This is a genomic window from Streptomyces sp. NPDC057682, assembly GCF_042799575.1.
Taxonomy (GTDB): Bacteria; Actinomycetota; Actinomycetes; order Streptomycetales; family Streptomycetaceae; genus Streptomyces.
The window spans coordinates 43,125-63,045 of sequence record NZ_JBHVIN010000008.1 but is presented as its reverse complement, the minus strand read 5'-3'; the positions used below and the strand labels follow the sequence as shown (position 1 = coordinate 63,045).

Sequence of the window (19,921 nt, the reverse complement as noted above, 5' to 3'; positions counted from 1 at the left end):
CACCCCTCCTCCCAGGCAGGCCATGGCATGACCCCTTCCCCGTCCCGGTCCGGCGCCCCGCTCGATCCCCGGCTCGCCTCGGCGTTCGCCGAGGTGCCCGTGATCGCATCGGTCGTCGGCGCCCAGCCGCTGCGGCAGTTCCTGACCGCACCGGCCCGGGTGTGCATCCTCGCGTCGTTCGCCGTGGGGCAGCTGCCCCAGGTCGTTCCGGCGCTGGGCCGGGCGGGGAAGCTCGTGTTCGTCAACGTGGACAGCAGCCCCGGTCTGGCGCAGGACCGGGGCGCGCTGGAGTTCATCAAGAACATGGGCGCGCACGGCGTGGTCAGCACCCGGCTCTCGCTCATAGAGAAGGGCCGGCCGCTGGGCCTGCTGACGATGATGAAGGTGTTCGTCACCGACCGGTCCAATCTGCGCCGCTCCACGGACGCGATCGCGCGCGGGGCGCCGGACCTGGTCGAGGTCATGCCCGCCCCGATCATCGCCCGGATGAGCGCGCAGGCCCAGCGCGCGATGTCCCCGTCGGTGGCCGCGGGCTTCGTGGAAGACCCCGCGGACGTGGCGCTCGCCCTGGCCCTCGGCTCGTCCGCGGCCGCCACCTCCGACCCCCGCCTCTGGCATCTGCGCCGCGACCAGCTGCCGCCGGTCCCGCCGGGCGCCCTCAAGAGGCCCTCCCCACCCCAGGAGTAGTACCGAAGTGAGTTACGTCGTCATAGCCCGCTACCGCACCCGGGAGGGCGCCGAGGACACCGTCCTGCCGCTCCTCGACACCATGGCCTTGGCCTCCCGCGCCGAGCCCGGCAACCTCGCCTACCGGGTCCACCAGGGCACCGAGGACCCCCGCGCCATCGCGCTCTACGAGGAGTACGCGAGCGAGGCCGACTTCACCGCGCACTGCGCGAGCCCGCACTTCCAGGAGATCGTGCTCGGCCGGGTCGTCCCGCTGCTGGAGAGCCGCGAGGTGCTGCGCTGCACTCCGCGTGAGGGGGCGGGAGCGTGAGGACCCGGGCCGTCGTCCTGCGCGGGACCTCGACCGCGCGCCCGTACACGGACTCCCGTCCGGTCGCCGTGGAGGAGCTGGAGCTCGGCGCTCCGCGCGAGGGGGAGGTCCTGGTCCGGGTCGCGGCCGCCTCGCTGTGCCACTCGGACCTCTCCGTCGTCAACGGCGACCGGGTGCGCCCGCTGCCGATGGCCCTCGGGCACGAGGCGGTCGGCGTGGTCGAGGAGACCGGGCCCGGGGTGCGCCGGGTCTCCCCCGGTGACCATGTGGCGCTCGTCTTCGTGCCGAGCTGCGGCTTCTGCGCCGACTGCGCGGCGGGCCGGCCCGCCCTGTGCGCCCAGGCCGCCGCGGCGAACGGTTCCGGGGCGCTGCTGCACGGCCCCTCGCTGCTGACCGACGCCTCCGGCGCCACCGTCCACCACCAGCTGGGCGTCTCGGCGTTCTCCTCGTACACCGTGGTGGCCCAGGAGTCGCTGGTGCCGATCCCCCGGGACATCCCGTTCACCGTGGCCTCGATGTTCGGCTGCGCGGTGCTCACCGGGGCCGGCGCGGTCATCAACACGGCGGCGCTGCGCCCCGGCCAGTCGGCCGTGGTCTACGGGCTGGGCGGGGTGGGCCTCTCGGCGGTGCTGGGCGCACGGGCGGCCGGGGCGTACCCGGTGATCGCCGTCGACCCGGTGCCGGAGAAGCGCGCCCTGGCCCTGCGGCTCGGCGCCACCCACGCGTACGCCCCCGACGAGGCGGTCGCCGCGATCCGCGAACTGACGTCCGGCGGGGCGGAGGTGGCGGTCGAGGCCGTGGGCAGTCCGAAGGTCATGGCCGCATGCCTGACGGCCGTGGCGCGCGGCGGCAAGGTCGTCTCGGTGGGGCTGCCCGCCCCGGACCGGACGCTGGAGGTCCCGGCGCTGGCCTTCGCGGGCGAGGGCAAGTCGCTGCTCGGTTCGTACATGGGCGACGCGGTGCCGCGCCGGGACATCCCGCGCTTCCTGGACCTGTGGCGGGCCGGGCTCATGCCGGTGGAGCTGATGCACACCGGGACGCTCGCCCTGGACGGGATCAACGACGCGATGGAGGAACTGGCCTCGGGCCGGGCGATCCGTCAGGTCCTGGACACCTCGGGTCTGCTGGCCGTGTGAGCGTCGGGACGGGCCCGTGCGCCGCCGGCGTACGGGTCAGTCCCCGCGTTCCGTGTCGCGCGCGTAGTGCAGTTCCACGACCCCGCTGCCGAAGGACCGGGTCCCGAGGAGCCGGAGCGGGGTGACCGTGTCCGTCAGCGGGAACATGCGCCGCCCGCGCCCGATGAGCACGGGGTGCACGGTGACCCGGTACTCGTCGATCAGGTCGAGCGCCGCGAACGACGCGGCGAGGTCGGCGCCGCCGAGCCCGAGGTCGCCGCCGGGCTGCTCCTTCAGCGCCCGCACCTCCTCGGGCACGACGTCGTGGATGACGGCGGTCGCCCAGTCGATGCGGTCCCGCGTCCGGGAGTAGACGTACTTCGGCTTGTCGCGCCAGATGGGCGCGAACTCGGCCGTCGCCCCGGCGTTCGCCGGGTCCTCGTCGGCGGTGGGCCAGAAGTCCGCCATCAGTTCGTGCACCACGCGCCCGTGCAGGAATCCGCCCAGTTCGGCGATGGTCTCGTTGAAGTACCGGTGCAGTTCGTCGTCGACCCGGTGCCAGCTGATGTCCTGGTCCGGGCCCTCGATGTATCCGTCGAGGGAGATCGACATGGAGTAGATGATCTTGCGCATCGCGGACCTCACCGGGGTGTCGGGGGCGGGCGTGCCCGACCCTACCCGGCGGCGGGGTCGCGCACAGGCACCTCGTACGGGTGGTTCGCGCACACCGTTGGTTCGGTTTTCCGAACCAACGGTCCGGGGGCTGCCGGGATCGATCGCCGCGCCGCACGGCCCCAGGATGGAGCCATGGCTGAGACGACGAGCACCACCACGGAATGGGCCGCGCGGGCGGACGGGCTGCACCGCGAGTACCGGCGCGGCGGCACCACGGTGAGGGCCCTGCGCGGGGTGTCGGTGGCCCTGCGCCCGGGGACGTTCACGGCGGTGATGGGGCCCTCCGGATCGGGCAAGACCACACTGCTGCACTGTCTGGCCGGGATGGACCGGCCCACCCGCGGCTCGGTGTGCTGGGGCGGCACCGAGGTGTCGCGGCTCCCCGAGCGGCGCCTGGCCGAACTGCGGCGCAGCCGGACCGGGTTCGTCTTCCAGGCGTTCAACCTGATGCCCGCGATGACCGTGGAGCAGAACGTCGAACTGCCGGGCCGGCTCGCCGGACACCGCCCCGACCGGGCGCGGGTCCGCGAGGCGCTGGCCCGGGTGGGGCTGACCGGCCGGGAGCGGAGCCGGCCCGGCCAGCTGTCCGGCGGCCAGCAGCAGCGGGTGGCGATCGCCCGAGCCCTGGTCTCCCGCCCCGAGGTGCTCTTCGCGGACGAGCCCACCGGCGCCCTGGACCGTGCGACCGGCCGCGAGATCCTGGGGCTGCTGCGCGAGGGCGTCGAACGGGACGGCCGGACCTGTGTGATGGTGACCCACGATCCGGCCGCCGCCGCGTACGCGGACCGGGTGCTGCTGCTCTCCGACGGCCTGGTCGTCGACGAACTGGACCGCCCCGACGCCGCCGCGATCGGCGCCCGGCTGAACGGGCTCGCCGCGTGATGCCGGTGTCCCTGATCGCGCTCCAGCAGATGCGCGGGCGGCCCGCCGCCTTCGTGGGCCTGGGTGCCGCCCTGCTCCTGGCCGTGGCCACGACGACGCTGTTCGGTTCGCTGCTCGCGGCCGAACTGACCGCCCCGGACGGGTCCGGAGCACGGACGGACGGGCCCGGCGTGGCCGTGATAGCCGGCGCGTTCGGGGAGATCGCGGTCCTGGTCTCCCTCTTCGTCGTCGTCAACGCGCTGGGCTTCGCCGTGGAACGCCAGCACCGCGAACTGGCCCTGCTGCGCACCGTGGCCGCGACGCCCCGTCAGGTGCGGCGTCTCGTACGGGTCCAGGTCGTGGCCGCGGTCCTGCTGGTGAGCGGGCCGGGCTCGGTGCTCGGCACGGTGGCGGCCCGCGGTCTCCTCGCCGCGCTCCAGAGGCGCGGGATGGCCTCGCCGGACCTCTCCGTCACCCCGGCCGTGCTGCCGATGCTCGTCGCGACCGCTGCCGCACTGGTCGTGGGGACGGCGGCGACGGCGGTGGCGGCGCGGCGGATCAGCCGGATCCCGCCGGCGGCGGCGCTCACCGCGAGCGCGACCGAACAGGCGCGCACCGGGGTGCCGAGACTGCTCGTGGGACTGGTGGCCGTGGCGGGCGGCGCCCTGCTGCTGCGGCTGGCGGCGACGCGCCCGGCGCAGGATCTCGACAAGGCCGGGCAGGCCGCGCTACTCGGCTCGCTGGCCCTGCTGGTCGCGCTCGCCCTGACCGGACCGCTGACCGCCCGGCTTCCGGCTGCCGTGCTCGGCGCGCCGCTGCGGGTCCTGTCGCCCGGGACGGGCTGGCTGGCCGACGCCCATCTGCGCGGGTACGCACGGCGGTTGTCCTCGGCCGTGGTGCCGGTCGCGCTCCTGGTGGGGCTCTCGGGCACCATGACGGCCATGACGCACACGGCGAAACGGGCGAGCGACGCGGACACGGGCAGTGTCACCTCGGCGACCGATGTGTGGCTGCGGCAGGGCGAGTTGGCGATGCTGATGTGCTTCGCCGCGGTCTCGACCGTCAACACGCTGGTCGCGGTGACCGCGGACCGGCGCCGTGAGTTCGCCCTGCTGCGGCTGGCCGGGGCGACCCGGCCCCAGGTGATGCGGATGCTCGCCGCGGAGGCGGCCGTGACCACGGTGGTCGGGGTGCTGCTCGGCGGCGCGGTGGCGGCCGCCGCCACGGCCGCGTACGGCACGGCGGTGACCGGCTCCGCCCTGCCGTCGGTCCCGGAGGCCGCCTGCGGCTGGATCGTGGCGGGCGCCGCGGTGCTCACCCTGCCGGGCATCCTGGCCTCCGGAGCATGGGCCGTGCGCGGTCCGGCGGCGGACGTGGCGGGCGGGGACCGTGGCTGAGGGGAGCGGCCCTCCCGCACCGGTGCGGCGGGGCCCGTTCTCCGTGCGGCGGGGCGAGTGGGCGTTCGCCCTCGTCGGGGTGGTGCCCGCCGTGCTCGGTGGCGCGTACGCGCTGGCCGTCGTGTACGCGGGTGTGCTGCTCTCGCTCACGGTGCTCGGGCTGCCCTTCCTGGTCGCCGGGCTGCTGGGCGCGCGGGGGCTGGGGACGCCGCACCGGTGGCTGGTCGGGCGGTTCCTCGGGGAGCGGGTGGAGGCCCCGGCCCCGCTGCCCCGGCCCGGCGGTGTCCTCGCCCGGGGGCGTGTGGTGCTGGGCGATCCGGTCGCCTGGCGGACCCTGCTCTATCTGGTGCTGCGGCTGCCGCTGGGCGTCCTGGGGCCGGTCGCCGCGGCCCTTCCGCTCGGCTGCCTCTGGCTCGTCGGATTCCCGCTCTGGGTGCGGCTGTGGGAGCCGGGCGACCCGGCGGCCGGGCCGTTGGACGCGGCGGCCATGGCCCTGGGGCTGGTCCTGCTCCTCGCCGTGCCCGCCGTGCCGCGGACGCTCGCCGCGGCCGAACGGGGGCTGGCGCGGCTGCTCCTCGGCCCGGCCCGTGCGGAGCGGCGGGTCCGGGAGCTGGAGAGCGCCCGGTCGGCCCTGCTCGCGGAGAACGACGACCGGCTCCGCCGCCTGGAACGCGATCTGCACGACGGCACCCAGTCCCGGCTGGTCGCGCTGGCCATCACCCTCTCGCTGACCGAGGACGCGCTCACCGCGGGGGACGCCCCCGATCCGGTCCGGCTTCGCTCCCTGGTCGACCGGGCGCGCGGCCAGACCGACGACACCCTCACCGAACTGCGGCGGCTGGTCCGGGGCATCCATCCGGTGTCCCTGGACGGCGGGCTCGGCCGGGCCCTTCCCGAACTGGTCATGACCTCCCCGGCACCCGTCACCCTCCGCGTCGACGTGCCGGAGCGGCCGGACCCGGCCGCGGAGCGCGCCGTGTACTACTGCGCGGCCGAACTACTCACCAACGCCGCCAAGCACAGCGGGGCCGGCGCGGTGGCGCTCACCGTCGAACGGAGCGGGGACCGGATCCGCCTGGTGGTCCGCGACGACGGCCGGGGCGGCGCCGTCGTCGGCACGGGCACCGGTCTGACCGGGCTCGCGGAACGCCTCGCGGCGGTGGACGGCCGGCTGCGGGTCGACAGTCCGCCGGGCGGCCCCACGACGGTGACGGCGGAGCTGCCGGCCCGGCTGTGACGGCCGCCCCGGGCGTCCTCGCGGTTCAGGCGTGCCCGGGGACCGCCGCCGCCTCGAACAGCCTGTCGTAGGCGCCGCGCAGTGCTGCCGTATCCATGAGGTGCTTCCCTTCAGTCGGGGGGTGTCGGACCCGCATCCCGTTCGGCCGCCTCGGCGACGCGTCTGATGTGCGCCAGGCGCCGGTCCCAGTCGGCCGCGAGCGAGGCCATCCACTGTGCGGTCGCGTCCAGCGCCGCGGGCCGCACCGCGTACCGCACCTCGCGACCGGCCCGGCGGCCGGACACCAGCCCGGCGGCGTCCAGGACGGCGAGGTGCTTGACCACCGCCTGCCGCGAGACGGGAAGGCGTTCGGCGAGCGTCGTCGCGGTGGCCTCGCCCCGCGCGGCGAGCAGGTCCAGCAGGTGTCTTCGCGTCGGGTCGGCCAGCGCACCGAGCACGCTGTCGACGGCCCTGGCGGCTCCGGAGGGCTCCTCCGTCACGTGGCGGGCTGTTCGGCGCGCGACTTGAGCGCGTCGAGCTCCAGGGGCCAGCCTCCGCTGTGGTCCTTCCGGTTCTGCCCGCGCAGCTCCTCGGACCCGGCCAGCGTCGCGAACCCGCTCTCGACGACGCGCAGCCGCGTCCCGTCGCCCTCCGGGGTCAGCGTGAACTCCACGAGGGTGCTGTTGTCCTCGCGCAGCTCCTCCCCGGGGAACGCGCTGGTCCAGCGGTACGCCAGATACGTCGGCGGCTCGACCCTCTCCACGCGTACCGGGAAGTCGCCGTGCTCGGCGTTCCTCGCCACCATCGACGCGCCCTGCTTCGCCACGGTCCCCGGCAGGCTCGCCTTGTCGGCCACCCAGAACCCGGGTTGGGCCACCAGCGACCAGACCCGCTCCAGGGAAGCCGCGATCAGGGTCTCGCTCTCAATCCGGTCCTCGCTCATCAGGGACTCCTCCGTCGTCATCATCGGATGCAACCTTAGAGTTGCACATCGACCGACCACACGCAACCCAGCGGTTGCGCATGCCCCGGGCGCCGCGCCGGACGGATCCGTCAGGAGGGCAGGCCCCCGCTCTCCGCGAGATACGTCAGCACGGCCTTGACCCGCCGGTTGTCCGTACCGCCCGCGCGCAGACCGAATTTGGTGAAGACCGAGGCGATGTGCTTCTCCACCGCCCGTTCGGACACGGCCAGCCGCTCCGCGACGGACCGGTTGGCGTGGCCCTGCGCCATCAGCTCCAGCACCTCGCGCTCGCGTGCCGTCAGCGCGTCCACCCGGCCGCGCCGACCGCCGCGCATCAGCCGGGAGACGACCTCCGGGTCCAGTGCGGTGCCGCCGCCCGCGACGCGGTGCAGGGCGTCCACGAACTCGGAGGTGCGGGCGACGCGTTCCTTCAGCAGATAGCCGACGCCCGCCGCGCCGTCCGCCAGCAGCCGGGTGGCGTAGGAGGTCTCGATGTACTGGGAGAAGACCAGGATGCCGGTGCCCGGGACACGGGTCCGCAGCTCGACGGCGGCCCGGATGCCCTCGTCCGTGTGGGTGGGGGGCATCCGGATGTCGACGACGGCGACGTCCGGGCGGTGCCGCTCCACCGCGGCGAGCAGGTCGGGCGCCGTCCCCGCGGTGGCCACCACCGCACAGCCGCGGGCCCCGAGCAGTTCGGTCATTCCGTCCCGCAGGACAACGGAGTCCTCGGCGAGCACCACACTGAGCTGTCTGTCCGTCACCCGCCCATTATCGGCGGCGGGTGCGGCCGCCCCGCCCCCGAGCCGTCGTGATCTACGCTCGGCGGACCGCCCCCTCCGCACCGCCCCGAGGAGCCGCCGCATGAGAGTCGGAACCGCGCGCGCCACCGCGCGCCGCTGGGTGGCCGCGCACGCCCGCGATCTCCCGGGCTACCGGGGTGCCTACTTCGGCGGATCGACGGTGGGGAAGCCGGACGACGCCGAGCTGGCGCCCTCCTCCGACGTGGACGTGATGGTGGTGACGGAGGCGGACGAAGTCCCGGTCAAACCGGGCAAGTTCCGCCACGAGGGCGCCCTGCTGGAGATCAGCCTCGTGCCGTGGGACGAGCTGCGCGACCCGGCCGCCGTGCTCTCCTCGTACCATCTGGCGGGCGCCTTCCGCACCGATACGGTGATCGACGATCCGAGCGGCGCGCTGCGGGCGCTGCACACGGCCGTGGCGCCCCGGTTCGCCGAGCGGAAGCGGGTGCGGAGCCGGTGCCTGGACGCCCGGCACCGGGTCGAGTCCCGGCTGGCCGCGCACGATCCGGGCGCCCCGTTCCACGAGCGGGTGACGGCGTGGATGTTCCCGACCGGGGTGACCACGCACGTGCTGCTGGTGGCGGCGCTGCGCAATCCGACGATCCGGCTGCGCTACCGGGCGGTGCGCGAGGTGCTGGAGGCCTACGGGCGGCCGGAGTTCCACCACGAGCTGCTGGACCTGCTCGGCTGCGCCGAGGTGCCGGCGGAGGTGGTCCGGCACCATCTGGGCGAGCTGGCGCGAACGTTCGACGCGACGGTGCCGGTGGCGCGGACCCCGTTCTTCTTCAGCGGCGATCTCACCGCCGGGGCGCGGCCCGTCGCCGTCGACGGCAGCCGGGACCTGGTGGAGCGCGGCGAGCACCGGGAGGCCGTCTTCTGGATCGTGGCGACGTTCGCCCGCTGCCACACGGTACTGGCGGCGGACGCCCCGGCGCTGCACGCGGAGCGGCTGCCGGCGTTCCGGGCGGCGGTGGCCGCGCTCACCGGGGTAACGGGGCCGGACGATCTGCCGGCCCGGGGCGAGAAGGTGCTGCGGTTCCTGCCCCGGCTGTGGGAGACGGCCGAGGAGATCCTCGCGGCGAACCCGGGGATCACCGGGGACAGCGCCCTGCCGCCGCCGCGGCCGCTCTGATAATTTGCCGGTATGTCATTCCTCCGTGCGTAGACCCGAGCCCTGGCCCCCGGGCGTGTTTCGCCACACGTCCTCGCCCCGGACCACGTCCCGGGTGGGCCGCTCCGGTGTCCCCGCACACCCCGGCGCCCTTGGTGCGCCGTTCTCACGAGGAATGCCGTCGTGTCTCTTTCGTATGTCTCCGTTCTGCGCGTCCCACGGGCCGCGCGCCCCTTCGCCGCCACCCTGGTGGGGCGCCTCTCCTACGGAATCGTCCCGCTCGCCCTGCTGCTCGCCGTCAAGAACGCCGCCGGTTCGTACGCGGTGGCCGGCGGGGTGATGGCCCTGTTCGGGGCCCTGAGCGTCGTCCTGTCCCCCGCCCGCGCGGCGCTGATCGACCGGTACGGGGCTCCGCGCGCCCTGCCGCCGATGGCGGGGGTGTACGCGGGGCTGCTCGTCGTCGTGGCCCTGCTCACCTGGCGGCCCGGCGCCCCCGTCGCCCTCGTCGGCGCGCTCACCGTGGCGGCGGGTGCCTGCACGCCGCCGCTGGGCCCGGTCATGCGGGCGGTGTGGAGCGCCCTGGTCCCCGACCGGGCGCTGCTGCAGCGCGCGTACAGCCTGGACGGGGTGGCCGAGGAACTGATGTACATCACCGCCCCGTTGCTCGTCGGGGTGCTGCTCACCGTCTCCGGGCCCTCGGCCGGGGTGCTCGTCGGCGCGGTGCTGGTGTTCTCCGGGGCGACGGTCCTGGCGACCTCGCCCGCGGTGCCGCGCGGCAGCCGTGCGCGGGCGGCCGGGGGCAAGGGTTCCGCCGCGCCCCGGCTGCGGCTGCGCGGGATCGCCCCGCTGCGGCACGCGGTCCTGGTGACGGGTGCGGTGGGCCTCGGCCTGGGGTCGCTGGAGCTGCTGGTCGTGGCGTTCACCGAGTCGCTGCACTCCGCGTCCTCGGTGTCCTGGGTGCTGGCCGCGCTGTCGGCCGGGAGCGCGGTCGGCGGGCTGTCCTACGGGGCGGTGCGGTGGCGGTCCCCGGACCGCGTCCGGTTGCCGCTGGTCGCCGCGGCGCTGGGCGCGACGCTGCTGGCGGCCGGGTTCTCGCCCGGACTGCCGGTGCTGGCGGTCCTGATCGCGGTCGCCGGGCTGTTCGTCGCCCCGGCGCTCACCACCGCGTATCTGATCGCGGACGCCTCGGTGGACGAGGGCCGGCGCACCCGGGCGGGGGCGTGGGTGAACACCGCGTTCAACGCCGGTTCGGCGGCCGGCAGTGCGGCAGCCGGCCTGCTGATCGACCGGCTGCCGCTCGCGGTGTGCTTCGCCCTGGCGGCGGCCCCCGCCCTGCTGTGCGCGCCGCTGATGCTGCGCGCCGGTGTCCGCGGGTCCCGGCAGGCGGGGGCCCCGGACACCGGCGCGCGGACGGACGCGGTCAGCGGAGCTTGATCGCTCCGCCGTCGGCCATCAGCGTCTGCCCGGTGATGTAGCGGGCGTCGTCGCTCGCCAGGAACGCGACGACGGGGGCGACGTCCGTGCGCGGGTCGCCGAAGCGGCCGAGGGGGACCTTGGCCGCGGACAGGGCGTACTGCTCGGGGTTGGCCTCCGCCCAGGCGGCCACCCCGGCGGTGCGGGCCATCGGCGAGACGACGTTGACCCGGATCTGGTCGGCGGCCCATTCGTTGGCGACGACCCGGCTCAGGCCGCGGATGGCCTCCTTCGCGGCGGCGTAGGAGGCCTGGTTGGGCTGGCCGTCGATGCCCGCGCCCGAGGCGAAGTTGATCACGGCACCCTGCCGGGCGCGCAGCTGCGGGTGGGCGGCCAGCATGAAGTTGCGGGTGGCGAACAGACCGGTGTCCAGGGCGAGCCTCCAGTCGTCCTCGGTCTGCTCGGTGAAGGGGCGCACCCGCGAGGCGCTGGCGTTGTTGACCAGGACGTCGAGGTGACCGAAGCGCTCGACCGCGGTGGCGACGGCCAGATCGGCGACGGCGCGGTCGGAGACGTCGCCGCGGAGGAAGGCGACGGCGTCGCCGAGGTCGGCGACGAGGGTGTCCCCCGCCTCCTGCTGGAGGTCGACGACCACGACGCGGGCGCCGCGCTCGACGAAGAGCCGGGTGACGGCCTCGCCGATGCCGGAGGCTCCTCCGGTGACGACGGCGACCTTGTTCTCCAGTGTCATTGCGCTGTTCCTTCGACTCGCTGGGTGCGGCGCCGCCCCCGCCGTACGCCTCTCAATATGCACCATACATCAGATATGTATGGTGCATATCAATGTGGCGTACCGGCGCTCAGGGGCGGCTCCACGCCTCCCAGACCGCCGTCAGTTCCGCCTCGACGGCCGGGGCGGCGGTGTCCAGCAGCCGGATCTGCGCACCCGGCCCCGCCAGCTCCGCGCGGCAGGGGTGCGCCGGGCCGGCCGGACGCGCGCCGAGCGCCGTGACCGAGCCGACGACTCGGTTCGGTCCCAGCAGTCCGGGCAGGGCGCGCACGGCGGTGTCGGTGAGGTCCAGGTCCTCGACCAGCAGTTCCTCGTCGTCGTACGTCACCCGGGTGACCACCCGCACGCTGCCGCCGCGCTCCCCCGAGCGGCCCAGCACGAGCGTGTCCCGCCAGAGCATCCGGGCCCCGGCGGCGAGGGCGACGTCCATCTCGCGCAGCACGTCCGCCCCGTCGGAGACGACGAACGGCTGCCCGCACCAGAGGAGTTCACCGCCCTCGGCGACCTCGACCCGGGCCCGCCACCGGGAGCGTCCGCCCCGGTGGTCGTAGGCGACGAGCCCGGCCGGCTCGACGAGTTCGAGGCGGGCGCCGGGGCCGACGGAGATCCGCAGTCCGAGGTCGTCGCCGGCCAGCAGCCCGGCCCGGGTGCCGACCAGGGCGATTCTGGTCCTGTCCGGCTCGGGCAGCAGGGGACGGGGCGCGAGGAAGGCGCCGGGGCGCAGTTCGCGGGCGACATGGCGGCCGGAGGCGTCGCGCTCGACGCCGACGACGACGGGCTCGTTCACGCGTGGTCGTGGCTGTGCGGCGCCATCGGGCCCGGGTCGGTGGGGACATGGGCGCCCGCGCGGTGGCGGGCGAGCAGGTCCCGTACCCAGTCGGCCAGTTCCGCGACGGAGGCCAGGTCCTTGCGGGACAGGGCCAGGACGGGGAGCCCGCCGCGCACGGACGCGGCGTCGGCGACCATCGCGGCCACGTCCACCTCCACATGGGGCGCGAGATCCGTCTTGTTGACGATCAGGAGGTCGGCTCCGGTGATGCCGGGACCGCCTTTGCGCGCCACGTCGCCGCCGCCCGCGACATCGATGCAGAAGAGCTGGGCGTCCGCGAGGGCCGGGCTGAAAGTGGCGGTCAGGTTGTCGCCGCCGCTCTCGACGAGGACCAGGTCCAGCGGACCGAACTCCTCCTCCAGGTCCTCGACCGCGTCCAGGTTGGCGCTGACGTCGTCCCGGATGGCGGTGTGCGGGCAGGCGCCCGTCTCGACCGCGCGGATCCGCTCGGTGGGCAGCACCCCGGCCGAGCGCAGGAAGCGGGCGTCCTCGTCGGTGTAGATGTCGTTGGTGACGACGGCCATGGCCAGTTCGCCGGCCAGCTCGCGGCAGAGCGTGGCCAGGATGGAGCTCTTTCCGGTGCCGACCGGTCCGGCGACGCCCAGGCGCAGGGCGCGGGCCGGTGCCGCATGGACGTGCGGGTGGGCATCGGGGTGCGGGTGGGTGTGGGCGGGGCGGGGGTCGGGGGTCGTGTCAGGCAAGGAAGAGCCTCCGTTCGCGTCGTGCGTGGTCGAGCGCCCACTGTTCGGTGAGCGGGGCCGTACGGGCGGGCAGCAGGCCCGGACTCCGTACGGCGAGGGCGGTGCCGGCCGCCCGAGCCGCCTCGGGTTCGGCGGCGAGGATCCAGGCGACCGAGTCGAGCGGGTCGCCGGGCAGGAGCTTGAGCGCGGCCGAGGCGATGGTCTGGAGCTCGTCGTAGACGACGGCGTGCGCCAGTTCCTCCTCGGTCGCGGGGAGTACGGCGGCCAGCGCGCCGAGCGCGACCGGCCGCAGCGGACGGCCGTCCAGGGCGGACAGCGCGGTGACGGCGGGGTGGGCGGGGGCCAGGCGCCGGGCGAGCCGGTGCACCCCCCGGCCGAGCGCCGCCGAGGCCGTGCGCTGCGGGGCGACCGGGGTCCGGGCGGCCAGCGCCCGTTGCACCGGCCGGTAGTCCGGCCGGTCCTCCCCCGCCGCCCGCAGCGCGAGGACGGCGGCGGCCGCCTCGGTGACGGCGGTGGTGCGCAGCCGGGCCATGAGCAGGGCGGGGACGTCGTCGCGGGTGAGTCCCGCCGCGACGGCCGGCTCCAGTCCGGCGCTGTAGGTGTACGCGCCGACCGGGAGCCGCCCGTCGCCCAGCAGGAGGGCGGCCAGGGACGCCATCAGAACAAGGAGTACCGCTGGGTGAGCGGCAGTTCGGTGACGGGCGCGGGTTCGACCGGTTCGCCGTCGATGCGGATGGCGAAGGTCTCCGGGTCGACCTCGATGACGGGCAGCGCGGTGTTGTTCGGCAGGTCCGCCTTGGTGAGGTGGCGGGTGGGGCGAACGGCGACGAGTTCCCGCACGAGTCCGAGGCGTTCGGCCAGACCGTCGGCCAGGGCGGCCGGGGCGACGAAGCTGACGGACAGGTGCGGGGCGGCCCCGGCCGCCGCCGTCGGGCGCAGCAGCACGGGCTGGGTGGTGGGGATCGCCGCGTTGGCGTCGCCGAGCGGCGCGTACACCACCATGCCGCCCTTGAGGACGGCCGCGGGGCGGATGCCGAAGAAGGCGGGGTCCCAGAGGACCAGATCGGCGAGCTTGCCCGGTTCGACGGAGCCCACGACATGGTCGATGCCGTGTGCGACGGCGGGGCAGATCGTGTACTTGGCGACGTAGCGGCGGGCGCGTTCGTTGTCGGCGGGCAGCACGCTGCCCCGGTCTCCGAAACGGTTCTTCATCACATGGGCGACCTGCCAGGTGCGGCAGACGACCTCACCGATGCGGCCCATGGCCTGGGCGTCGGAGGAGGTGATGGAGAGTGCGCCGATGTCGTGGAGCACGTCCTCGGCGGCGATGGTGGTGGCGCGGATCCGGGACTCGGCGAAGGCCAGGTCCTCGGGGACACGCGGGTTGAGGTGGTGGCAGACCATCAGCATGTCGAGGTGTTCGTCGACGGTGTTGACGGTGTGCGGGAGCGTCGGATTGGTGGACGCCGGGAGGATGTGGGGGTGGGAGGCGACCGTGATGATGTCGGGCGCGTGGCCCCCGCCGGCCCCCTCGGCGTGGAAGACGTGGATGCCCCGGCCGGCGATGGCGTCCAGGGTGCCCTCGACGTAGCCGGCCTCGTTGAGGCTGTCGCCGTGCAGGGCGACCTGGAGGCCGTGGGCGTCGGCGGCCTTCAGCGCGGCGTCGATGGCGGCGGGGGTCGCGCCCCAGTCCTCGTGGACCTTGTAGCCGCCGGCACCGGCGAGCGCCGCCTCGCGAAGGGCCTCCTCGCCGACGGTGGACCCCTTGGCGAAGAGCAGGACGTTCAGCGGGACGGAGTCCAGCGAGCGGTGCATCATCGCGAGGTTCCAGGCGCCGGGGGTGACGGTGGTGGCCTTGGAGCCCTCGGTGGCCCCGGTGCCGCCGCCGATGACGGTGGTGGTGCCGGTGGCCAGCGCCTCGTGCAGGGTCTCCGGCATGAGGAAGTGGACATGGGTGTCGACGGCCCCGGCGGTGAGGATGCGCCCCTCGCCGGAGACCACGTCGGTGCCGGGTCCGATGACCAGGTCCGGGTGGACGCCGTCGGTGGTGTCGGGGTTGCCCGAGCGGCCCAGGGCGACGATGCGCCCGGAACGGACGCCGACGTCGGTCTTGACGACGCCCCAGTGGTCCAGGACGACGACATTGGTGATGACCAGGTCGAGGGCCCCGTCGGCGCGCGAGGCGGTGGACTGGGCCATGGACTCGCGGATCGACTTCCCGCCGCCGAAGACGGCCTCGTCACCGCCGACGCAGCGGTCCTCCTCGACCTCGATCCAGAGGTCGGTGTCGGCGAGCCGGACGCGGTCGCCGGTGGTCGGCCCGTAGAGCGCCGCGTAGCCGGCGCGGGTCAGCTCGGACATCTCACGGCCTCCTGTTCCTGTTCCTGTTCGGGGGTGCGGACCGGGCGGGCGGCGGGGACGACGAGGCCGGGCACCGCACCGCGTCCGCCGAACGCCACGAGGGGGACGTCCGCGCCGACGCCTGGTTCGAAGCGCAGCGACGTACCGGAGGGAATGTCCAGCCTGAATCCCCGCGCGGCATCACGGTCGAAGGAAAGCGCGGGATTCACGTCGGCGAAATGGAAATGCGAACCGATCTGAATGGGACGGTCTCCGTCATTCACCACGGTGAGCCGAATGGCGGGGCGTCCGGAATTGAGTCGGACCGTACCGGCGGCGGGCCGGATCTCGCCGGGGATCACGGGATCGGCGCGGTGATCGTGACGAGCTTGCGCCCGTCGGGGAAGGTCGCCTCGACCTGGACGTCGTGCAGCATCTCCGGAACGCCTTCCAGCACGTCGGAGCGGGTGAGCACGGTGCGCCCCTCGGTCATGAGGTCGGCTACCCGGGCCCCTTCGCGGGCCCGCTCCATCGCCCAGCAGGCGAGCAGAGCGGTGGCCTCGGGGTAGTTGAGGCGGACGCCTCGCGCGCGGCGGTCACGGGCGACCATTCCGGCGACGCTCAGCAGCAATTTCTCCGTGTCGGACGGAGTGAGAAACATGGGAAACCTCCATGGCGGCGGATCCCCGGAATTCCCGGAATCGCCTCGGCCACGTTCCTCTTATAAGCCTCCGGATGGCGCCGTGGCAACTTCCGTCGCACCGCAAAAAATCCCTTTCTGGCGTTATCGCCCACCATATACGGGCAAAGCGGGCAAATTTTGATCTTCGCGGGGCACGGAAGAGGCGGCCGCGCCCCCGGTCCCCCGGGGTGCGCGACCGCCTCGAACGCGTTTCTCAGCGGGTCACTTGAGGCCGAAGGCCCGGATGATCTCCTGGTCCACCGCGAGACCGCCGGGGGCCTCCGCGTGCACCTTCAGCGACACGGCCCCGGCCCCCTTCGCGGGGGTCCTGAACCGGGCGGTCCAGGAACCGGCCGCGTCCTTCCTCAGCTGCACCGCGCTCCAGCTCTTCCCGTCGTCGTAGCTGACGGACATGGTGGCCTTCGTGGCCTTCACGGCACCCTCCAGCCACTCCTGCGTGGTGGAGGCGAGAGCGATCTCGGTCCATCCGCCGGCCTTCACGTCACCGGCCAGGTCGGTCGCGACGCCGTAGTCCAGCTGGAGCATCGGGATGTCGACCTGGAACGGGCCGTCGGCGTCCGGCGCACCGGACTCGAAGGCCCACTCCGTGCGGGTGCGCACCGAGGTCTTCCAGGTGTCCGCGTCGCGCGAGGCGTCCAGGACGAGGCGGTAGGGCAGCTTCTCGGGGGCGAGGTTCCCGGCGTAGCCCGCGCGTCCCGGCACCTGGTCGAGCAGCGTGTCGCCCTGGTAGAGCGCGGCCGTGCCGGTGTCGTACTCCTTGTCCGGCATGGCGCCCGAATGACCGGCGCCGCCGTCCGTCCACGGCGTGACGTTGTACTGGATGTCGCCGTACTGCGAACGGCTCGGCCCCCAGTAGCCGGTGCCCAGACGCGGCCGGGCGACCGGGGCGAACCAGTCGGCCCGGTAGGTGCGGCCCGCCGTGTAGTCCAGGTCGCCGCTGCGCTGCTCCAGCGAGATGTCCGTGCCGGTCTCGTTGTACACCGAGTGGTCCTCGTACCAGAACGAGGCGCCCGGCAGCGGCGTGACCCATTCGGTGCGGGTGGCGGGGTACTTCTCGTACTCGGCGAAACCGATGCCGTAGCCGTAGTCGGGGATGTCGTAGCGGTAACCGCCGCCCACGACGTCCCGGTGGCCGTAGAAGGTGTTCTCCACCTTCGCGAGCCGGCGGGCGGACGGGGCGAAGGCGAGCGAGCCGTCCGGGACGGTGCCGTCGTGGCGGTCGACCAGGTCGTACACGTACCGGGCGTACTTCCGCTGGACCACGGTCACCTTCGCGCCGCGCCGTGCCTGCTTCACCAGGTCCTCGCCCGCCAGCCGGCGCACGGAGGCCACCGGGATCGGGAGCGTGGTGCCGTAGTCGGCGTAGGACTCCATCAGCACGCCGTCACCGGAGTTGACGACGAACAGCGCCTCGGCACCGGCCGCGATCGCGGCGGCCGCCCGGTCGGCGGGGGCCACCGCGTCGCCGCTGCGGATCACGACGGCCCTGCCCCGGGCGTCCAGTCCTTCGTAGTCGGCGGGCGCGCCCTCACCGGCGAAGACGGTGGCGAGCTTCTGACGCCGGTCCTCGGCGACCGGCGAGCCGCCCTGCACGGCCACGTCCACATCACGGCCGCCGGCCGTCAGGTCGACCAGCTTCTCGCCCTGCCGCCATCGCGTCAGGAAGGAGAAGCCGCCCTGCGTGACCTTCTCGGTGGGGCTCGCCCACAACTGGTCGTACGTCAGCGGGATCTGGTACGCGTCGCGCTGGACGGTCCCGTCCGGGGCGGTGCGCGCCATGTCGTAGCGCAGCTGCCGGGTCTCGGTCTCCTTCGGCGTCCGCACCTCGACCTTGTGGGCGCGGGAGGCGTCGAGGGTCACGGTGGAGGGCTTGTCGAGGACGATCTCGGGGGCGGCCAGGAAGGCGAGTGCCTTCGAGTCGGCGGTGTCGCCCTTGACGTCGGCGGCGGACCAGGCGGTGTACGTGCCCGGGGGCAGCCGGAGCGTGGTGTCGCCGGGGACCGCGACGGGCGTCAGGTTCGGGTCGCCGAGGGCGGCGAGGACCACGGTCCCGTCCATCGGCTCACCGGAGCGGTCGCGAAGCCGCAGCGTCAGGTCGTAGAGCTCCTGCTCCTTGTTCAGCGCGAAGCCGGTGTGCGCGACGACCGCGCCCGAGGCGTCCTCGGCGAGGACCTGTCCGGAGTACGTGGTGTTCACCGCGACCTTCGACGGGTCCAGCGAGAGCACAGCGTCGGCGGTCGAACCGGCCGGGACCGTGAGCCGATCCGTCGACAGCGTGTACGCGTCCGCGTCCCCGTCCGTCGACAGGTCGAGGGTCACGTCCTCGGTGCCGGTGTTGCGGTAGGTGACGGTCCGTTCGGCGACCGGGTCCGAGGGGCTGTGCGGCCAGTCGTAGGCGGCGACCGGCACGGAACCGGTGGCCTCGATCCGGGTGTCGACCGCGGCCTTCACATCGAGCCGGCCGGTGCCCTGCTCGTACGGGGTGTGGTCGGGCAGCAGCTTCGACGAGGTCATCAGCGCGTCCTTGACGCGCTGTCCGGACCAGTCGGGGTGGCGCTGCTTGAGGATGGCGGCGGCGCCGGCGACGTGCGGGGTGGCCATCGACGTACCGGACATCGACTGGTACATGCCCTCGATGCCCGGAACCGACTGCGAGGCGGCCGCGTTGATGTCGACGCCGGGCGCGGAGAGGTCCGGCTTGAGGCCGTAGGAGCGGACCAGCGGGCCCATGGAGGAGAAGTCGGCGCGGCCGTCCTGCTTGTCGACGGCGGCGACGGTCAGCGCCCGGTCCGCGGAGCCGGGCGAGCCGATCGTGCCGGCGCCGTAGGCGTTGCCGGCGGCGATGACGAAGAGCGGACCGCCGTCCGCGGAGAGGGTGTTGACGGCCTGGGCCATCGGATCGGTGCCGTCGTCGGGGACGTCCGAGCCGAGGCTCATGGAGACGACGTCGGCGCCCTCGGCCTTCGCCCACTCCATCGCCTCGATGATGCCCGAGTCGGCGCCGGATCCCTCGTCGCTCAGCACCTTGCCGACGAGCAGCCCGGCGGCCGGGGCCACGCCCTTGTTGACACCGTCGGACGCGGCGCCGGATCCGGCGATGGTGGAGGCGACGTGCGTGCCGTGGCCGTGCTTGTCGTCGACCTCCTCACCGGGGACGAAGCTCTTCGTCTCCAGGATGCGGTCCTTGACGTCCGGGTGGTCGGCGTCGATGCCGGTGTCCAGGACGGCGACCTTGACGCCCTTGCCGTCGTAGCCCTCGGCCCAGGCCTGCGGGGCGTTGATCTGCGGGACGGAGTCCTTCAGCGCCGCCTCGACGCGGCCGTCGAGCCAGAGCTTGGCGATGCCGTTGTCCAGCGAACGGGCCGTCGGGGTGGCCGCGATGTCGTCCCAGAAGGTGCGGACGGTGTCCTTGCCGGCCTTCAGGGCGGCGCCGTGGATCGAGGCGAGCGTCCGCACGGTGCGGCTGCCGCGCGGGGCGACGGGCAGCGCACGGGCGTTGCCCGCCGGGTAGGTGGCGATCAGGGGTATGCCGCCGCTGCGCCGGTCGTCGTAGCCCATCTTCGCGAGGGCGGTGATGTTGAAGAGGCGGCGGTCCAGCCGGCCTGCGGCGATCAGGCCGGAGGCCTCGTCGGGCAGGACGTAGAGGTCGTCCCCGGCCTGCTGGACGTGGACCCCGCCCGGCGCGCCGTCCGGACGGTCCACGGTGACGGTGTCCTGCCGGCCGGCCCCGTCGGAGAAGTGCACCACGTCACCGGTGACCAGGGTGATGTCGTACGTGCGCGCCTCGGGGGCGTTCCGGCCGGAAGCGGCGGCCGGGCCGGTGGCGGCGGTGGCGCTTCCGGTGACGGGCAGCAGCGCGCCGCTGGTCAGGGCGACCGCGGTCGCGGTCAGCAGCGCGCGGCGCCGTGCGCGGACGGGTCTCGCCCGGCCGCCGGCGGTGGAGGGTGTGGAAGTCATGCTGCTGATCTACCGGTTGGCGCTCCGGTTCGTCAGTGCCCGCGGCTGG

At 74.2% G+C, this 19,921-nt stretch carries 20 protein-coding genes; 8 read left to right on the top strand and 12 right to left on the bottom strand.

What is annotated here, in order from left to right:
• Positions 1-27: 27 nt before the first annotated feature.
• The 3 genes from ACFVDM_RS16430 to ACFVDM_RS16420 are packed head-to-tail and all read left to right on the top strand — an operon-like array spanning position 28 to position 2,133.
• Complete coding sequence (locus tag ACFVDM_RS16430; RefSeq protein WP_383639333.1) at positions 28-687, top strand: glycerol-3-phosphate responsive antiterminator; 660 nt, start codon at positions 28-30, stop codon at positions 685-687.
• A gap of 7 nt (positions 688-694) precedes the next feature.
• Positions 695-997 carry a putative quinol monooxygenase gene (locus ACFVDM_RS16425; RefSeq protein WP_383639330.1) on the top strand — a complete coding sequence of 101 codons (303 nt, stop codon included), beginning with the start codon at positions 695-697 and terminating at the stop codon, positions 995-997.
• Complete coding sequence (locus ACFVDM_RS16420) at positions 994-2,133, top strand: zinc-binding dehydrogenase (RefSeq protein WP_383639327.1); 1,140 nt, start codon at positions 994-996, stop codon at positions 2,131-2,133. The genes ACFVDM_RS16425 and ACFVDM_RS16420 overlap by 4 nt, the downstream gene beginning before the upstream one ends.
• A gap of 36 nt (positions 2,134-2,169) precedes the next feature.
• Here ACFVDM_RS16420 and ACFVDM_RS16415 read toward each other — a convergent pair whose 3' ends face one another.
• Positions 2,170-2,745: a dihydrofolate reductase family protein gene (locus tag ACFVDM_RS16415; RefSeq protein WP_383639324.1), complete on the bottom strand. Its 576-nt coding sequence runs from the start codon at positions 2,743-2,745 to the stop codon at positions 2,170-2,172.
• A 174-nt stretch (positions 2,746-2,919) separates the two neighbouring features.
• Between ACFVDM_RS16415 and ACFVDM_RS16410 the strand changes: the two genes are divergently transcribed.
• Genes ACFVDM_RS16410 through ACFVDM_RS16400 form a run of 3 tightly spaced genes read left to right on the top strand, consistent with a single transcriptional unit; the run spans position 2,920 to position 6,282 of the window.
• Entirely contained in the window at positions 2,920-3,669 is a 750-nt protein-coding gene (locus tag ACFVDM_RS16410) for an ABC transporter ATP-binding protein (protein ID WP_383639321.1), read from the top strand.
• A complete protein-coding gene (locus ACFVDM_RS16405; RefSeq protein ID WP_383639319.1) occupies positions 3,669-5,045 on the top strand; it encodes an FtsX-like permease family protein in 1,377 nt (458 codons plus the stop codon). The genes ACFVDM_RS16410 and ACFVDM_RS16405 overlap by 1 nt, the downstream gene beginning before the upstream one ends.
• Complete coding sequence (locus ACFVDM_RS16400) at positions 5,038-6,282, top strand: sensor histidine kinase (protein ID WP_383639316.1); 1,245 nt, start codon at positions 5,038-5,040, stop codon at positions 6,280-6,282. Before ACFVDM_RS16405 ends, ACFVDM_RS16400 begins: the two co-directional genes overlap by 8 nt.
• A 110-nt stretch (positions 6,283-6,392) precedes the next feature.
• Here the strand turns inward: ACFVDM_RS16400 and ACFVDM_RS16395 are convergent, their stop codons facing one another.
• The 3 genes from ACFVDM_RS16395 to ACFVDM_RS16385 form a co-directional block, all read right to left on the bottom strand.
• Entirely contained in the window at positions 6,393-6,761 is a 369-nt protein-coding gene (locus ACFVDM_RS16395; RefSeq protein WP_383639313.1) for an ArsR/SmtB family transcription factor, read from the bottom strand.
• Complete coding sequence (locus ACFVDM_RS16390; RefSeq protein WP_383640117.1) at positions 6,758-7,204, bottom strand: SRPBCC domain-containing protein; 447 nt, start codon at positions 7,202-7,204, stop codon at positions 6,758-6,760. The genes ACFVDM_RS16395 and ACFVDM_RS16390 overlap by 4 nt, the downstream gene beginning before the upstream one ends.
• A 110-nt stretch (positions 7,205-7,314) precedes the next feature.
• Positions 7,315-7,989, bottom strand: a complete 675-nt coding sequence (locus ACFVDM_RS16385; protein ID WP_383639310.1) for a response regulator — start codon at positions 7,987-7,989, stop codon at positions 7,315-7,317.
• A gap of 100 nt (positions 7,990-8,089) precedes the next feature.
• Here ACFVDM_RS16385 and ACFVDM_RS16380 point away from each other — a divergent pair, with 100 nt between their 5' ends.
• Positions 8,090-9,160 (top strand): hypothetical protein, encoded by a 1,071-nt coding sequence (locus tag ACFVDM_RS16380; protein ID WP_383639307.1) that lies wholly within the window; start codon positions 8,090-8,092, stop codon positions 9,158-9,160.
• Between the two features lie 162 nt (positions 9,161-9,322).
• The gene (locus ACFVDM_RS16375; protein WP_383639304.1) at positions 9,323-10,573 is read left to right on the top strand and encodes an MFS transporter; all 1,251 of its coding nucleotides are present in this window, start codon (positions 9,323-9,325) and stop codon (positions 10,571-10,573) included.
• Here ACFVDM_RS16375 and ACFVDM_RS16370 read toward each other — a convergent pair.
• The 8 genes from ACFVDM_RS16370 to ACFVDM_RS16335 all read right to left on the bottom strand — a co-directional run bounded on the left by ACFVDM_RS16370 (position 10,560) and on the right by ACFVDM_RS16335 (position 19,872).
• Positions 10,560-11,303 carry an SDR family NAD(P)-dependent oxidoreductase gene (locus ACFVDM_RS16370; protein WP_383639301.1) on the bottom strand — a complete coding sequence of 248 codons (744 nt, stop codon included), beginning with the start codon at positions 11,301-11,303 and terminating at the stop codon, positions 10,560-10,562. The genes ACFVDM_RS16375 and ACFVDM_RS16370 overlap by 14 nt on opposite strands.
• Positions 11,304-11,412: 109 nt before the next feature.
• Positions 11,413-12,129 carry an urease accessory protein UreD gene (locus ACFVDM_RS16365; protein WP_383639298.1) on the bottom strand — a complete coding sequence of 239 codons (717 nt, stop codon included), beginning with the start codon at positions 12,127-12,129 and terminating at the stop codon, positions 11,413-11,415.
• Entirely contained in the window at positions 12,126-12,782 is a 657-nt protein-coding gene (gene ureG / locus ACFVDM_RS16360; protein ID WP_383640114.1) for an urease accessory protein UreG, read from the bottom strand. The genes ACFVDM_RS16365 and ureG overlap by 4 nt, the downstream gene beginning before the upstream one ends.
• An 82-nt stretch (positions 12,783-12,864) precedes the next feature.
• Positions 12,865-13,530 (bottom strand): urease accessory protein UreF, encoded by a 666-nt coding sequence (locus tag ACFVDM_RS16355; protein WP_383639295.1) that lies wholly within the window; start codon positions 13,528-13,530, stop codon positions 12,865-12,867.
• Positions 13,530-15,233 carry an urease subunit alpha gene (locus ACFVDM_RS16350; protein ID WP_383639292.1) on the bottom strand — a complete coding sequence of 568 codons (1,704 nt, stop codon included), beginning with the start codon at positions 15,231-15,233 and terminating at the stop codon, positions 13,530-13,532. The genes ACFVDM_RS16355 and ACFVDM_RS16350 overlap by 1 nt, the downstream gene beginning before the upstream one ends.
• Complete coding sequence (locus ACFVDM_RS16345; RefSeq protein ID WP_383639289.1) at positions 15,221-15,574, bottom strand: urease subunit beta; 354 nt, start codon at positions 15,572-15,574, stop codon at positions 15,221-15,223. Before ACFVDM_RS16345 ends, ACFVDM_RS16350 begins: the two co-directional genes overlap by 13 nt.
• Entirely contained in the window at positions 15,571-15,873 is a 303-nt protein-coding gene (locus tag ACFVDM_RS16340; protein ID WP_239221042.1) for an urease subunit gamma, read from the bottom strand. The genes ACFVDM_RS16345 and ACFVDM_RS16340 overlap by 4 nt, the downstream gene beginning before the upstream one ends.
• 243 nt (positions 15,874-16,116) lie before the next feature.
• Positions 16,117-19,872 (bottom strand): S8 family serine peptidase, encoded by a 3,756-nt coding sequence (locus tag ACFVDM_RS16335; RefSeq protein ID WP_383639285.1) that lies wholly within the window; start codon positions 19,870-19,872, stop codon positions 16,117-16,119.
• Between the last annotated feature and the right edge of the window lie 49 nt (positions 19,873-19,921).

Coding starts and splice junctions, on each gene's coding strand:
- ACFVDM_RS16430 (WP_383639333.1), top strand. CDS start 28: ATGACCCCTTCCCCGTCCCGGTCCGGCGCCCCGCTCGATCCCCGGCTC.
- ACFVDM_RS16415 (WP_383639324.1), bottom strand. CDS start 2,745: ATGCGCAAGATCATCTACTCCATGTCGATCTCCCTCGACGGATACATC.
- ACFVDM_RS16410 (WP_383639321.1), top strand. CDS start 2,920: ATGGCTGAGACGACGAGCACCACCACGGAATGGGCCGCGCGGGCGGAC.
- ACFVDM_RS16405 (WP_383639319.1), top strand. CDS start 3,669: ATGCCGGTGTCCCTGATCGCGCTCCAGCAGATGCGCGGGCGGCCCGCC.
- ACFVDM_RS16390 (WP_383640117.1), bottom strand. CDS start 7,204: ATGAGCGAGGACCGGATTGAGAGCGAGACCCTGATCGCGGCTTCCCTG.
- ACFVDM_RS16380 (WP_383639307.1), top strand. CDS start 8,090: ATGAGAGTCGGAACCGCGCGCGCCACCGCGCGCCGCTGGGTGGCCGCG.
- ACFVDM_RS16370 (WP_383639301.1), bottom strand. CDS start 11,303: ATGACACTGGAGAACAAGGTCGCCGTCGTCACCGGAGGAGCCTCCGGC.
- ACFVDM_RS16355 (WP_383639295.1), bottom strand. CDS start 13,530: ATGGCGTCCCTGGCCGCCCTCCTGCTGGGCGACGGGCGGCTCCCGGTC.
- ACFVDM_RS16350 (WP_383639292.1), bottom strand. CDS start 15,233: ATGTCCGAGCTGACCCGCGCCGGCTACGCGGCGCTCTACGGGCCGACC.
- ACFVDM_RS16340 (WP_239221042.1), bottom strand. CDS start 15,873: ATGTTTCTCACTCCGTCCGACACGGAGAAATTGCTGCTGAGCGTCGCC.
- ACFVDM_RS16335 (WP_383639285.1), bottom strand. CDS start 19,872: ATGACTTCCACACCCTCCACCGCCGGCGGCCGGGCGAGACCCGTCCGC.